We start from the raw sequence: 12,968 nt of genomic DNA, 5'->3' as shown, positions 1-12,968 counted from the left end.
CGGATGCGGCGGCAGCTGATCGTCATGGTCAAGGAACCACGCCCCGGTCGCGTCAAGACACGGCTCGGGCGGGACATCGGCATGACGGCGGCGGCGTGGTGGTTTCGCCATCAGGTGGCGCGGCTCTTGCGCGAGGTGGACGATCCCCGCTGGCATCTGAGCCTTGCCGTCAGCCCCGACCGCGCGGGCCTGCAAAGCCGCGTCTGGCCTGCGCATCTGCCGCGTCTCCCGCAAGGGCCGGGCAATCTGGGCGACCGGATGGGGCGGCTCTTGCGCAGCGCGCCGCCGGGGCCGGTCTGCATCATCGGCGCGGATATCCCGGGCATTCGCGCCGCCCATGTCGCGCGCGCCTTTGATGCCCTCGGGCGGCATGATGCGGTGGTCGGTCCGGCGCATGACGGGGGCTATTGGCTGATTGGGCTGCGCCGTACGCAGCGCGTGCCGACAACGCTGTTCGACGGGGTGCGCTGGTCGAGCGAACACGCGCTTGATGATACGGTTCACAGCCTCGGCGGGCAAAGCGTGGCCCTGATCGACCGGCTGCGCGACGTGGACACGGTCGCAGACCTGCCGCGCCGTCGCCCCGGCTAACGCCGTCGCCCCCGCAGCCACCGCCAGAGCGGCACCACGTCGAGCGCCGCCACCGCAAGGCCAAGCGGGATCATCCAGAATCCCAGCACCGGCAGGAACCCCAGAAAACCGCCACAGATCAGCAACAGCCCCGCGACAAGGCGCAGGCCGGGCGGCAGTTTGCGTCCGGTCCACAGCTGCACCCGGCGTCGCCATTGCCGCAGTTTTCCCTTGGCAGAGGCCTCACGTTTCTGGTTTCGATCAGGCATCCACGCGGTTCTGCAACATCAAGGGCCGTTTCAACCACCCCCGCAGCGCTGCTGTCGTCACCTCGGGCTGCTCCAGCACCGGCAGGTGCCCGGCGTCCGGGATCACCGTCAGCGTCGCATTGGGGATCATTTCGGCCATGAATTCATGCCGTTTGAGCGGGGTGAGCGTGTCATGCGCGCCGCAGAGCACGAGTGCGGGCACCTTGCAGCGACGCAGCACCGATTGGTAGTCGCGGCGACGCTGCAGGGCGCGGGTTTGGCGGATGATCGCCGCCACGCCAAGGCCTTCGGCCATCTCGACCAGCGCCGACATCACCCCGGCACGGGCCGGGCCCGGCGCCAGTACATCGCGGCCCAGCATCATCTCGACAGCCTCGGCGATGCGTCCGGCGCGCAGCTTGATGATGAAGGGCTCGTACCCGGCGGCGGATTGCGGGGTTTCGGCCAAGGAATTCGTGTCCATCAGGGCGATGCGCGTCACCCGGTCAGGCGCACGGCGCAGGATATCCATGGCCACGATACCGCCCATCGACAGCCCCGCCAGCGCAAACCGCTGCGGCAGCACGTCGAGAAGCCCCGAAGCGATTTCCTCGATCCGGTCGCCGCCGGTGACAGGTGCGACAGTGACCGCCATATCGCGGCTGAGATCGGCCAGTTGCGGCGCGAAAAGGCGCGCGTCGCACATCATGCCGGGAAGAAACACAACCGGATCACTGCTCATCGGACATCTCGCTCTCCCGAGGGTCTGCGCCCCCGCTTTTGTGCGAAAGCATGACACCGCCCGGGGCCAAAGGGCAAGCCCCGGCTGCGTCCGCGCGTCAGATTACGCCCGAAATCCAGTCGCGCATCACCTCAATGGCCGCCGCAGTGTTGCCCGGCGACATGATTTCGCCCGCGATGACATGCGCAAAGGGATCATCCTCCGATCCCAAATCGGGGGCCGCGCGCGTCACCGGGCCGCCCCAGCGGGCCGCCACCTCTGCCGTGATGTCGGGCCGGACGACCCGGTCGGCGTCGGAATAATAAAAGAGCGCAGGCAGCGTCATGCCAGTGTAATCCAGATCACGCGCATGGGCGACGATGGCCGCCATCGGAAAGACCGCGACACTGGGATATTCCGTCGTCCATTCCGCCGCCTGCCCGGGATTGCGCGGCTCGAAACTGCGCCTTTGACCGGCCAGCAGCGGCAACCAGTGCCGCGCGCCCGGCAGCGTCAGCAGCGGGGCCATGGGGTTGTTGATCCCGAAATTCGGCGAAACCATGATGATCCCCGCCACGCCGTCGCGCAGCGCCGCCTCCTGCAAGGCCACCGCCGCGATGCTTGCCCCGGTCGAGGTGGCGATGATGATCACCCGCTCGCCGGTGGCACGGCCAAGCGCCAGCGCCTCTGCGGCGTCCGCCAGCCAGTCGCTCGCCGTCGCCTCGCCCATCGCATCGGGCGTCCGCCCGTGGCCGCGAAACCGCGTGTAGACGAGGTTCGCGCCAAAGGCCTCGGCGAGCCGATCCGGCACCGGGCGGATTTCCTGGCTCGATGCGGAAAAGCCGTGCAGATAGACAATCGAAATCGGCGTGCGCGTCTCGCGTTGTCCGGCCCAGATCACGCGCTTTTCGCTATCGGGGCGAATGTCGGCATAGGCGGATTCGACCACCTCCAGATAAACGCCGATCCCCTCGCCGAACTTGCGCGGCTCGAACGGCGCGGGCGCCGCCAACTCTTCACGCGGGGCGAGGACAAGCGCCACGGCAATGACCGCGAGCAGCGCCAGCGCCAGCCGTCCAAGCCCGCGCAGCGCCCGCCGCATCACACCTGACCCGCCCGTGCGATCACCTCTTCGAGCGAGGCCCCGATCAGCGCCAGACAGTCGGCATCAGAGAAGCGGTGATCGGCCCCGTCGACCAGCGTGAGCCGCATATCGGGCCCGGCAGAATGGTCTAAAAGCGACAATGCAACAGATTTATCCACGTCCTGATCGGCTGTTCCTTGCAGAAATCGAACAGGAAAGGGCAAATCGAGCGGGCTGCGTAAGACCAGGTTGTCGCGCCCCTCCTCGATCAGGCGACGGGTGATGATATAGGGCTCGCCATAGTCGCTCGGCAGGGCGAGTTGCCCGTCGTTCTGCAACGCCGCGCGCTGCGCCGCGTCAAAACCCGCCCACATCGAATCCTCGGTGAAATCCGGGGCGGCGGCGATGGTCACCATGCCCGCCACGCGCCGCGGCATCGCCCGCGCCAGCAAGAGCGCGATCCAGCCGCCCATGGACGAGCCCACGAGGATCTGCGGCCCCTTGGTCAGCGCCTCGATCACCGCCCGCGCATCCGCCGCCCAATCGCCGATGCAGCCGTCGGTGAACGCCCCCGAGGAGCGCCCGTGCCCGGAATAGTCGAACCGCAGGAAGGTGTGGCCTGTGCGCTGCGCCCACTCCTCGAGCCAGAGCGCCTTGGTCCCCTCCATGTCGGATTTGAACCCGCCGAGAAACACCACGCCCGGCCCCTGCCCCGGCGTGAGGTGATAGGCGAGTTGACGCCCCTCGGCGGTGGTCAGATAAGACGGCTCTTGCATTGCGTCCTCCCTCGTCATGCGGGGCGATCATGCACGCGCGGCCCGATCAGGGCAAACCGCTTTCGGCTCACGCCTGCACGCGACGCAACGTCAGAGCACAGCCACCGCCCGCCAGCGCCATTGCGGCAAAGCCCGCCAGCGCCCCAAGCGGCCCGACAAAGGACAGCGCGCCGCCGATCAGCCCGGCCAGAAGCAGAACGCCGCCGACCGCGGTATTGGCAATCGCGGCATTCTGCGCGCGCAGGTCCGGGTCGGAGATATCCACGAGGTAGACCGACCGCGCCTGCCGCACCCCGTGATAGGCCAGCATCAGCACGAACAGGATCATCGGGATCACGCCGGGCACCTGAGCAAACCCCATCACCTGCGCCGCCATCGCCGACAGCATCGCCAGCCCGGCAAAGCCGCCTGCCATCGCCAGCACGCCCGCACTGTTGCGATCCGCCAGCCGCCCCCAGACATAGGAACTGACAAACGCGGCCACCGACGAGGCCAGCAGCATCGCCCCCAGCGTGCCCAATGCGCCGCCCTCTTGCGCGGTCAGCAAAACCATGTAGGGCGGGGCCAGCGCGGTCGAGACCAGAAGGCCACGCACCAGGATGAAGCGGCGCAGGTTGGCGTCCCGGCGCAAAATCTCTCGATAGGTCTCGACCGGCGAGGCACCGTTGGGCGTGCTGTCCTCCTCGCGCAGCCCCGCCAGAACCAGCGCCGCCACCAGCCACGCCAACCCGGCGACCGCAATGGCCGCGATCAGCGCATCTTGCGATTTCAGAACGCCGGTCAGCATCAGCGCGGCGAAAATCACCACCGCCGCCGCCGAAACCGACCCTGCAAGACCCGTCACCGCGCCGCGGCGTGACTGCCCGACGGTCTTGCCCAGAATATCCTTGTATGAGACCGAACAGGCGGCGCGCGCCACCGCGAGACAGGCAAGCAACGCGCAGATCAGCACCCCGGCCAATGCGCCCGCTGTCCACAGGGCGGCAAGCGCGATCCCGATGGCCGCCACGCCCTGCACGGCGCTGCCGATGACCCAGACCCACCGGCGTTGCCGCAGCCGGCTCAGCCAGCCGCCAAGAACGACCTGCGGAAGAAGTGCCCCGGCTTCACGGATCGGCACCAGCATGCCGATGAAGGCGGCGGGCACACCCATGCCCCCCAACAGCCAGCTCAGCACCAGTTTCGGATCAACCAACCCATCCGACAGCTTGCTGAGGCTGAGCGCCGCGATGTGCCGCCGGGCATTGCGCGCCTCAGGCGGTTCCATGTCCGGCGCGATCAGCCGGTCGGTGAGCGATGACATAGGGTTCGCGGCAGACCTGTGCGATCACCCGCCGATATAGGCACCGCGACGCGGGCGGTAAAAGACCTTTTGATTGTGCAGACGGCCCAGCAGATCGTGGATCTGGCGCAGCGTCTCATCGGCCTCGCCGATACTGTCCTCGGTCTTGTCGTGCTGTTCCGCTTCGGGCAGCACGCGCGCCGAAAGCTCTGACTTGGTCTGACGCAGCGCCGCCTCGATCAGATCCATGTCCTCGACCGACAGTTCGAATTTGGAATTGTAACCCGGCATGTCTGTGGCCTCCTCAGCCCTCGCGGCGCCCCATCACTTTGCAGGCGCAGCGTAATATTGTTTCGCGACCGATAAACGGCATTTAGGCCATCAATTCCGACATGTCCAATTCTTTTTGGGTATGCATCGGTATGGTGTTTTGCGCCGATGCCATCTGCCTCTTTCGGAGGCAGGTCTTGACCTGCGGTCGCGCGGCGGGCATTAGGCGTCAACCATACCCGCAACCGGGCGTTCCGTGGGCGCCAAACCGACGAGGAGCCAGAACAATGGCCGATATCTCCCTCACCTTTCCCGATGGCAATGCGCGCAGCTACCCCGCAGACGTGACCCTCGCCGACGTCGCGGCCAGCATTTCGACCTCGCTGGCGAAAAAGGCCATTTCGGCACATGTCGACGGCCAGCACTGGGATTTGCAATGGCCGATCCCGCAGGACGCGGCGGTCAGCATCAACACGATGAAGGACGAGGCCCCGGCGCTCGAACTCATTCGCCATGATCTGGCGCATATCATGGCCCGCGCGGTGCAGGAACTCTGGCCCGAGGTGAAGGTCACCATCGGCCCCGTCGTGCAGAACGGCTGGTATTACGATTTCGACCGCGCGGAGCCCTTCACCCCCGAAGATCTCGGCCTCATCGAGAAAAAGATGAAGGAGATCATCAACCTGCGTGATCCCGTGCGCACCGAGATCTGGGAACGCCCGCGCGCCATCGAGCATTATCGCGGCACCGGTGAGCCCTACAAGATCGAGCTGATCGAGGCGATTCCCGGCGACGAGCCGCTGCGCATGTACTGGCACGGGCACTGGCAGGATCTGTGCCGTGGCCCGCATCTGCAACATACCGGTCAGGTGCCCGCCGATGCCTTCAAGCTGATGAGCGTCGCCGGGGCCTATTGGCGCGGCGACAGCAGCCGCCCGATGCTGCAGCGCATCTATGGCGTGGCATTCCAGTCCAAGGAAAAGCTCAAGGATTACCTCACCTTCCTCGAAGAGGCCGAACGCCGCGACCACCGCAAACTGGGCCGCGAACTCGACCTTTTTCACATGCAGGAAGAGGCCCCCGGTCAGGTTTTCTGGCATCCCGACGGATGGACCATCTACACCGCGTTGCAGGATTACATGCGTCGCAAGCAGCGCGCCGGCGGCTATCGCGAGATCAACACACCTCAGGTGGTCGACCGCAAGCTCTGGGAGGCGAGCGGCCATTGGGAGAAATACCAGCACCACATGTTCCTGGTCGAGGTGGATGAAAGCCGCGACGGCGAGAATGACGATGCCAGTGCCCGCAACCGTGATCAGACCCGGATCAACGCGCTCAAGCCGATGAACTGCCCGTGCCACGTGCAGGTCTTCAACCAGGGCCTCAAGAGCTATCGCGATCTGCCGCTGCGGCTGGCGGAATTCGGCTCCTGCGCACGATTCGAGCCGTCGGGCGCGCTGCACGGCATCATGCGGGTGCGCGGCTTTACCCAGGATGACGCGCATATCTTCTGCACCGAGGACCAGATCCAGGAGGAATGTGCGCGCTTCATCGATTTCCTCGCAGATATTTATCGCGAGTTGGGCTTTCCGGATTTCGAGATCCGCTTTGCCACGCGCCCCGAAAAGCGGGTCGGCTCGGACGAAAGCTGGGACCATGTCGAGGGCGCGCTGGAAAAGGCGATCAAGGCGGTCGGGCGCGACTATGTGCTTGAGCCGGGCGACGGCGCATTCTACGGGCCGAAGCTCGATTTCTACCTGACCGACGCGATCGGGCGGGTCTGGCAATGCGGCACCTTCCAGGTCGATCCGAACCTACCCGAGCGCCTCGGCGCCACCTATATCGGTGCCGATGGCGACAAGCACCGCCCCTATATGCTGCACCGCGCCTGCCTCGGCTCGTTCGAGCGGTTCATCGGCATCCTGATCGAGAACTGGGAGGGCCGCCTGCCCTTCTGGATGGCGCCGCGTCAGGTGGTCGTGGCCACGATCACCTCGGAGGCGGATGACTATGTGCAGGAAGTCGTTGAGAAACTGACCGCCCTCGGCATCCGCGCCGAGGCCGATACGCGCAACGAAAAGATCAATTACAAGGTGCGCGAGCACTCGGTCGGCAAGGTCCCGGTGATCCTCGCCTGCGGCATGCGCGAGGTTGAGGAGCGCACCCTGTCGGTGCGTCGTCTGGGCGAGAAACAGACCAGCATGCGCGGCCTTGACGAGATGGCCGAGGCGCTGGCGCGTGAGGCGACGCCGCCGGACCTGCTCTGAGGCGCGCGCGCCTCAGAAATGTGATTTCGGCTCGTCCGGCTTGCCCGCAGTGACCGCGAGCAGCCCGGCGAGACCGGTCATGCCGAGGGGGAACATGGTGAAGACGTTGAACCCGAAGGCGTAATACATCAGCCCCGCCGACAGGATCAGCAGCAGCCCGCCGCTGAGCGCGCGAATCTTGGCCATCGCGCCGCCGGCAATTGCCAGCAAGGGGGCGAGAAAGCTGGCGGTGCGGATCAGTGCCGGGTCAGTCACCTGCGTCAGCAACCCCTCGACCTCGCCGAACCGGTTCACGGCCTCGGTATAGCCATAGCTGAAGAACCCCACGAGGATCGCCAGACAGCCGCCGATTATTCCCAGAACCATTGCCGCGCTGCGCATCAACTACACCTCCTAAGCCTTTGCCTTATATAGGGATTGCCGTGCCTTATCCAAGCAGTGCGGCCTGCGTGTCGGGCCCCCAGCCCAGATAGAGCGTGCCGCCATCGTCGATCAGCGGGCGCTTCATCAGCGTCGGGTGATCGGCCAGCAGGGCAAGCGGGTCGCGGCCGCGCTCCTCGTCGGTCAGCGCGCGCCAGGTGGTGGATTTGCGATTGATCAACGCCGGGCCGAATTGCGCCAATGCCGCCTGCGCCAAATCTTTGGGCAAGCCCTCGGCGCGGACATCGCGGAACTCTGCCTTATCAAGGGATTTCAGTGCCTTGCGGCACGTATCGCAGGTTTTCAAGCCATACAGGATCATTGCGTCCCCTCGCCGTTTCGCGCCTGCTTACCCGGCATTTTCACACAGGTCACGGAGTTTCGCTTGATTTTTACATTGGCGGTGCAATCATTGTAACCGTCACGGCAACGGTTAGATCTCCGATTATTCAGGGGTTTCGGGGGTTTACACGATTTTTCGTGTCATGGTCGGGCATTTTCCCGGGAAGCGAAGACAAAGGAGAAGCGGCATGCCGACTGGCACCGTGAAATGGTTCAATACGACAAAGGGTTACGGCTTTATCGCGCCGGACGGCGGCGGCAAGGATGTGTTCGTCCACATCTCTGCGGTCGAGCGGTCCGGGCTGACGGGGCTGGCGGACAATCAGAAGGTCGGTTTCGAGCTTCAGGATGGGCGCGACGGGCGGCAGATGGCGGCCGACCTGAAACTGCTCTGAGCCGCTCGGCGCAGACAGGATGCAGGGGGGCCGCCCTATGGCACCCCTGCAGAATGATGCGCTGATCCGGCTCAGTTACAGCCCTTGGCCCCGACCGGGCACTCAAGATGCGCCCGCGCGCTGCGCGTCCGGCGCGGCTTGTACGTGACCGGATGGGTCTTGGCCTGCTGATAGGTCTGATCGGCGGTCGGCTTGCCGCAGCAGATCACGCCATTCAGGCTGACCGGTTGCAGGCCCGAGGGGCAATAATTGGCATGGCTTTGATAAGCATAGACTTTCGACGCCTCGGCAAGGGCCGGACCGGCCAGAAGGGCGAGCGCCAGGGCGGGGAAAAGCGGTGTCTTGGAAACGCGCATGGGGAACCTCATGAACAGGTGATGCAAGTGGGGTGGATGGTAAAGACTCCGCCCCGTCTGTCAATTTCTTTCGGGTAAACAAGGTGTTCTGTGTGGGGGGTGCCTGTTGGGCGGGGTTTAACCTCGCATACGGGTTTCGGATCTTTTGGATCTTTGGTAAATAAATTCTTTATCCTGTTAGTTTCTTAAACAGCACCATACACCGCCAAAAAGTACCAAACATGTATGCCAAAAGAACAAGCGTAATGACCGCCAACCAGTCTGGCCCCTGATTTTCCAGACTAAACTTTGGAACAAATACCATGGATGCTAAACAGGTAGCTATGAGGATTATTGACATTACTAGTGCATGGCGTGTCGTAACAAGCAGCGCTTCGAAAGTCGGTGTGGTTCGAATTTGTTCTAAAAATGGTGTACTTCTTGAAGCTACAAAAAAGTAGAACGCAGCCAGAAATCCAGATGCAATGGACACCAAAGCAGTGACGCCGGAATAAAACACTGTAACTGAAGCATCACCGATGTTCGAAGCACTATATAAAAGCCAACTCAAATACACTCCGCTAACGAGAGCGCCGACTAACGTCGCCGGTGATAAAGCGTTATTAATTAACGCTCTCATCAGTTCTGCCCATAAAGCCCTATGAGTTCTACCTCATGTTCTTCGAATGCATCTCTCACGAAATCAATCCTAGTTTGGTATGCTGCTTCTAAATCGTCAGCATCCAATCCAAGAACGCCTCGTTTGTCCATGCGCTCGGCAAACATGTCGATCGCATCCGTTTCTTCTTCTAACTTTACTTTAAACTTCTTGACTTGGCCGCGGTTTCCAGTTGCCCACCGGAACAGTTCGAGTAGCCTTTCCCGGTTTAAAAGAGCGTCTCTCTGTCCTCGCTCAAACCCAACACTAAGATCTACGACCTGTCCGTCAACGAAGTTCTGAAGTGCCGACAAGCTATCCTCAATCATACCGAAATTGGGGTCAATTCTCGCTAGATCATTGGGTCTTGCCACGCGCATTTCAAGTCTACGGGGGGAACCTGCAGCTAGCCTTAAAAAGGCATCTGAAGAAAGGCATGGGTCCATGAAGAAGCCCTTATGGCCCGGAATTCTTCTTCTAATGTAACTATTTATCGCACTTGCCGCCACCCCAGGCCGACCATACTGTATTGCCAAAATGTTATGCTCAGTTGAATAATGAAATGCTGATCTATGACCCATCGGATTTGGGTTTGCAATAAGGGGCTGCCCAGCATGCGCGATTGGCGGCAAATTATCTGTTTGTTGCCTCACATAATCTCCCTCCCAAGCCAAATTTACAAAATTCAGCCGTTCGGCTCTAACAAGTAACCCGTTGCCACAATTGGTATAATTAATAAGGTCAGGTTGCGCCGATATAGTGTTTAGGCAACCTCCAAAATCCAGATCATTATCTGCAACCCTGTTGGGCTGCCAAAACAACACTCTTATATTTCGATCAACCATGTACCATTCCCTCAAACTCCCGCCATTCGCCCTTGCTCATGCCACTATTCTCCTGCGTCACTTCCTCACCCTTCAACATCCGGCGGATACAATCAAGCGCGGTGGCAGAGAGCGTGGCACCGCCCATGCGGTAGTCGGCGAAGGCCTTGTAGGCGGCGGGCACCCAATCGGCGACGATGTCGCAGATCGCGTCGGCATAGACCCGGATTTCATATTGCGCGTGGGCATCCGCCCGCAGGCGCAGGAAATGCAAGAGGTTGTGCAGATCGACCTTCCAGTACCATTGCGTGTAGATATTGTCGGGCAGGTTCATGCGGGCCAGTTCACGCGCCAGCCCCTGCTGCCCCTCGTCCGAGATCATCGCCTCGTAATGGTCATAGCAGCGCATCGCGTCCTCGGTCAGCAGGCGCAGCACGCGGTCGGCCTCCTCGCCCTCGAGCGCCGCCCCGCGCCCCTGATTGTTGGTCGTCGATTGCGCGGCGAGCGCGTCGGGCGCGGGGATGTAGAACTCCCGGTCGAGGATCGAGTAGAGGGCGGAATATTCGTTGACGTTGGCGGTGCGGTGCCGGATCCACTGCCGCGCCACGAAAACCGGCAGTTTCACATGCAGCTTGATCTCGCACATCTCGAACGGGGTCGAGTGCCAGTGCCGCATCAGGTAGCGGATGAGCCCCTCGTCATTGCTCACGGATTTGGTGCCGCGCCCGTAGGACACCCGCGCCGCCTGGCAGATCGCGGCATCGTCGCCCATATAGTCGATCACCCGCACGAAGCCGTGGTCGAGCACGGGATGCGCGGTATAGAGATGTTTTTCCATCCCCGGGGCGGTGGCGCGCAGGGTCTGCTGCGTCTCGCGGCGTTGCGCGTCGATTTCGGCCTGCTGGTCTGGGCTGAGGGGCATGGCGGGGCCTTTCATGGGCTGGTCATTGTCTGGTCATGGGCTGAGATGAGTCGCTGCCCACTATATCTTGCGGGGGGGCGATGCGCCAAGCCGATATCGGGTGTTTCTGGCGGCGGCTTTGCCCCCTCGACATCGGGGCGCGGGCCACTATCCTCTGCGCAGACGCAAACACGGAGGCATAGGATGAAAATCAGGTATCTGCACACCATGGTCCGGGTCAAGGATCTGGACGCGACGATGCGGTTCTTTGGCCTGCTGGGTCTCAAGGAAACCCGCCGCTGGGACAATGAGGGGGGCCGCTTTACGCTGGTCTTCATGGCACCCGAGGGGCAGGAAGAGTGCCCGGTGGAGCTGACCTATAATTGGGATGGCGATGATGCGCTGCCCGATGACAGCCGGCATTTCGGCCATCTGGCCTATTCGGTCGGCAATATCTACGAGATGTGCCAGCATCTGCAGGACAATGGCGTGGTGATCAACCGGCCGCCGCGCGACGGGCGCATGGCGTTTGTGCGCAGCCCCGACAACATCTCGGTCGAGTTGTTGCAGGAGGGCGACGCGCTGGAGCCCGCCGAGCCATGGGCGAGCATGGAAAACACCGGCCATTGGTAAGGTGGATGGCCTTGTTGTCGGGGCTGTTCGCGGCCCCGGCAGAGGCGGCCTGCCGCCTTGCGCTGCTGCTGGCGCTCGATGTGTCGTCCTCGGTCGATGCGCGGGAATATGATCTGCAGCGCGCCGGGCTGGCGGCGGCATTGGATGCGCCCGATATCCGGCACGCCATTCTGACCGGCGAGGGCGATGTCGCGCTCGCGGTCTATGAATGGAGCGGGCGGTTTCAGGAAAAGCTGCATCTCGACTGGACCTATCTGCGCAGCCACGCCGATATCACCCGTGCGGCGGCGGGTCTGGCGGGGATGGAACGCTCGACCTCGGACTATCCCACCGCGCTCGGCTCGGCCCTGGGCTATGGCGCGCAGGTGATGACCCGCGCGCCGGACTGTGCGCGGCGGGTGATCGACGTGTCGGGCGACGGGATCAACAATCAGGGATTTGCACCCGCGCTGGCCTACAAGCATTTCCCGTTTCAGGGGATCACGGTGAACGGGCTGGTGATCCTGGGGCATGATACCACCGTGCTGCGGCATTACCGCGACGAGGTGCTGCGCGGCCCCGGCGCGTTTCTGGAACTGGCGCAGGGGTTCGAGGATTTCGAGCGCGCCATGGGCCGCAAGCTCTTCCGCGAGATCAGCGATATCATGCTCGGCGCGCTGCCCGCTCAGTAGATATAGCGGATCTGGTCGGTCCAGTACCGCTCCACCCGGCGCAGCGACGAGGTGATCTGATCGATCCCGTCGGGCCCAAGCACGCCGCGCCCTTCCAGCCCCTCGGCATGTCGCGCGAAAAGACTGGCCACAACATCGCGGATGCCGCGCCCCTTTTCGGTCAGGCGCACCCGGACCGAGCGGCGATCCACCTCGCAGCGCTGGTGGTGCATATAGCCCATCTCCACCAGTTTCTTGAGGTTGTAGCTGACATTGCTGCCCTGATAATACCCGCGCGTCTTGAGCTCGCCCGCGGTGACCTCGTGATCGCCGATATTGAACAACAAGAGCCCCTGCACCGCGTTGATATCGAGAATGCCGAGGCGCTCGAATTCGTCCTTGATGACGTCGAGCAACAACCGGTGCAGCCGTTCGACCAGCGACAGCGCGTCGAGATAGGCCGTGATGAACGCGGTATGCCCGGTCGGCGGGCTCAGGGGTTTTTGAAAGCTCATATCCGTCTCCGTGCGTGTCTGCTCGCAACGGAAACTGGGCCAAAAAGCCCAATAATCGGTTAAACCGCGACAATGAC

Annotated in this window: 18 protein-coding genes; 5 read left to right on the top strand and 13 right to left on the bottom strand. The window is 62.8% G+C overall.

Features of this window, described 5'->3' with window-relative positions; translation table 11 throughout:
- The first annotated feature begins 3 nt into the window (after positions 1–3).
- Complete coding sequence (locus RID11_RS03960) at positions 4–591, top strand: TIGR04282 family arsenosugar biosynthesis glycosyltransferase (RefSeq protein WP_350136133.1); 588 nt, start codon at positions 4–6, stop codon at positions 589–591.
- Here the strand turns inward: RID11_RS03960 and RID11_RS03955 are convergent.
- From RID11_RS03955 to RID11_RS03930, 6 genes are all read right to left on the bottom strand, one after another.
- On the bottom strand, positions 588–839 hold the full coding sequence (locus tag RID11_RS03955; protein ID WP_350136132.1) for a hypothetical protein: 252 nt from the start codon (positions 837–839) through the stop codon (positions 588–590). The genes RID11_RS03960 and RID11_RS03955 overlap by 4 nt on opposite strands.
- Positions 832–1,560 carry an alpha/beta fold hydrolase gene (locus tag RID11_RS03950; RefSeq protein WP_350136131.1) on the bottom strand — a complete coding sequence of 243 codons (729 nt, stop codon included), beginning with the start codon at positions 1,558–1,560 and terminating at the stop codon, positions 832–834. Before RID11_RS03950 ends, RID11_RS03955 begins: the two co-directional genes overlap by 8 nt.
- Positions 1,561–1,657: 97 nt before the next feature.
- Positions 1,658–2,641, bottom strand: coding sequence for an alpha/beta hydrolase (locus RID11_RS03945; RefSeq protein WP_350136130.1), 984 nt, complete (start codon positions 2,639–2,641; stop codon positions 1,658–1,660).
- Positions 2,641–3,399, bottom strand: coding sequence for an alpha/beta fold hydrolase (locus RID11_RS03940; protein ID WP_350136129.1), 759 nt, complete (start codon positions 3,397–3,399; stop codon positions 2,641–2,643). The genes RID11_RS03945 and RID11_RS03940 overlap by 1 nt, the downstream gene beginning before the upstream one ends.
- Before the next feature lie 67 nt (positions 3,400–3,466).
- Entirely contained in the window at positions 3,467–4,702 is a 1,236-nt protein-coding gene (locus RID11_RS03935; protein ID WP_350136128.1) for an MFS transporter, read from the bottom strand.
- A 24-nt stretch (positions 4,703–4,726) separates the two neighbouring features.
- Positions 4,727–4,972: a hypothetical protein gene (locus tag RID11_RS03930; RefSeq protein ID WP_350136127.1), complete on the bottom strand. Its 246-nt coding sequence runs from the start codon at positions 4,970–4,972 to the stop codon at positions 4,727–4,729.
- 266 nt (positions 4,973–5,238) lie between these two features.
- On the opposite strand from RID11_RS03930, the gene thrS reads away from it, so the two are divergent.
- Positions 5,239–7,218, top strand: coding sequence for a threonine--tRNA ligase (gene thrS / locus RID11_RS03925; RefSeq protein ID WP_350136126.1), 1,980 nt, complete (start codon positions 5,239–5,241; stop codon positions 7,216–7,218).
- A 12-nt stretch (positions 7,219–7,230) separates the two neighbouring features.
- Here the strand turns inward: thrS and RID11_RS03920 are convergent, their stop codons facing one another.
- Positions 7,231–7,599, bottom strand: a complete 369-nt coding sequence (locus RID11_RS03920) for a hypothetical protein (RefSeq protein WP_350136125.1) — start codon at positions 7,597–7,599, stop codon at positions 7,231–7,233.
- A 46-nt stretch (positions 7,600–7,645) separates the two neighbouring features.
- Positions 7,646–7,960: an arsenate reductase family protein gene (locus RID11_RS03915; protein WP_350136124.1), complete on the bottom strand. Its 315-nt coding sequence runs from the start codon at positions 7,958–7,960 to the stop codon at positions 7,646–7,648.
- A 208-nt stretch (positions 7,961–8,168) separates the two neighbouring features.
- On the opposite strand from RID11_RS03915, the gene RID11_RS03910 reads away from it, so the two are divergent.
- The gene (locus tag RID11_RS03910) at positions 8,169–8,375 is read left to right on the top strand and encodes a cold-shock protein (protein WP_350136123.1); all 207 of its coding nucleotides are present in this window, start codon (positions 8,169–8,171) and stop codon (positions 8,373–8,375) included.
- Positions 8,376–8,446: 71 nt separating this feature from the next.
- Here RID11_RS03910 and RID11_RS03905 read toward each other — a convergent pair whose 3' ends face one another.
- The 4 genes from RID11_RS03905 to thyX all read right to left on the bottom strand — a co-directional run bounded on the left by RID11_RS03905 (position 8,447) and on the right by thyX (position 11,114).
- Complete coding sequence (locus RID11_RS03905; protein WP_350136122.1) at positions 8,447–8,743, bottom strand: hypothetical protein; 297 nt, start codon at positions 8,741–8,743, stop codon at positions 8,447–8,449.
- A 157-nt stretch (positions 8,744–8,900) separates the two neighbouring features.
- Positions 8,901–9,350 carry a hypothetical protein gene (locus tag RID11_RS03900; protein WP_350136121.1) on the bottom strand — a complete coding sequence of 150 codons (450 nt, stop codon included), beginning with the start codon at positions 9,348–9,350 and terminating at the stop codon, positions 8,901–8,903.
- Positions 9,350–10,213, bottom strand: a complete 864-nt coding sequence (locus tag RID11_RS03895; RefSeq protein ID WP_350136120.1) for a hypothetical protein — start codon at positions 10,211–10,213, stop codon at positions 9,350–9,352. Before RID11_RS03895 ends, RID11_RS03900 begins: the two co-directional genes overlap by 1 nt.
- Positions 10,206–11,114 (bottom strand): FAD-dependent thymidylate synthase, encoded by a 909-nt coding sequence (thyX, locus tag RID11_RS03890; protein ID WP_350136119.1) that lies wholly within the window; start codon positions 11,112–11,114, stop codon positions 10,206–10,208. The genes RID11_RS03895 and thyX overlap by 8 nt, the downstream gene beginning before the upstream one ends.
- Positions 11,115–11,297: 183 nt before the next feature.
- On the opposite strand from thyX, the gene RID11_RS03885 reads away from it, so the two are divergent.
- Entirely contained in the window at positions 11,298–11,726 is a 429-nt protein-coding gene (locus RID11_RS03885; protein WP_350136118.1) for a VOC family protein, read from the top strand.
- Positions 11,727–11,731: 5 nt separating this feature from the next.
- Positions 11,732–12,397 carry a DUF1194 domain-containing protein gene (locus RID11_RS03880; RefSeq protein WP_350136117.1) on the top strand — a complete coding sequence of 222 codons (666 nt, stop codon included), beginning with the start codon at positions 11,732–11,734 and terminating at the stop codon, positions 12,395–12,397.
- Here RID11_RS03880 and RID11_RS03875 read toward each other — a convergent pair.
- A complete protein-coding gene (locus tag RID11_RS03875; protein WP_350136116.1) occupies positions 12,391–12,891 on the bottom strand; it encodes a MarR family winged helix-turn-helix transcriptional regulator in 501 nt (166 codons plus the stop codon). The two genes, RID11_RS03880 and RID11_RS03875, sit on opposite strands and share 7 nt — an antisense overlap.
- Between the last annotated feature and the right edge of the window lie 77 nt (positions 12,892–12,968).

The organism is Roseovarius sp., assembly GCF_040219995.1.
Classification (GTDB): domain Bacteria; phylum Pseudomonadota; class Alphaproteobacteria; order Rhodobacterales; family Rhodobacteraceae; genus Roseovarius.
This window is presented reverse-complemented; position numbering and strand designations above follow the sequence as displayed.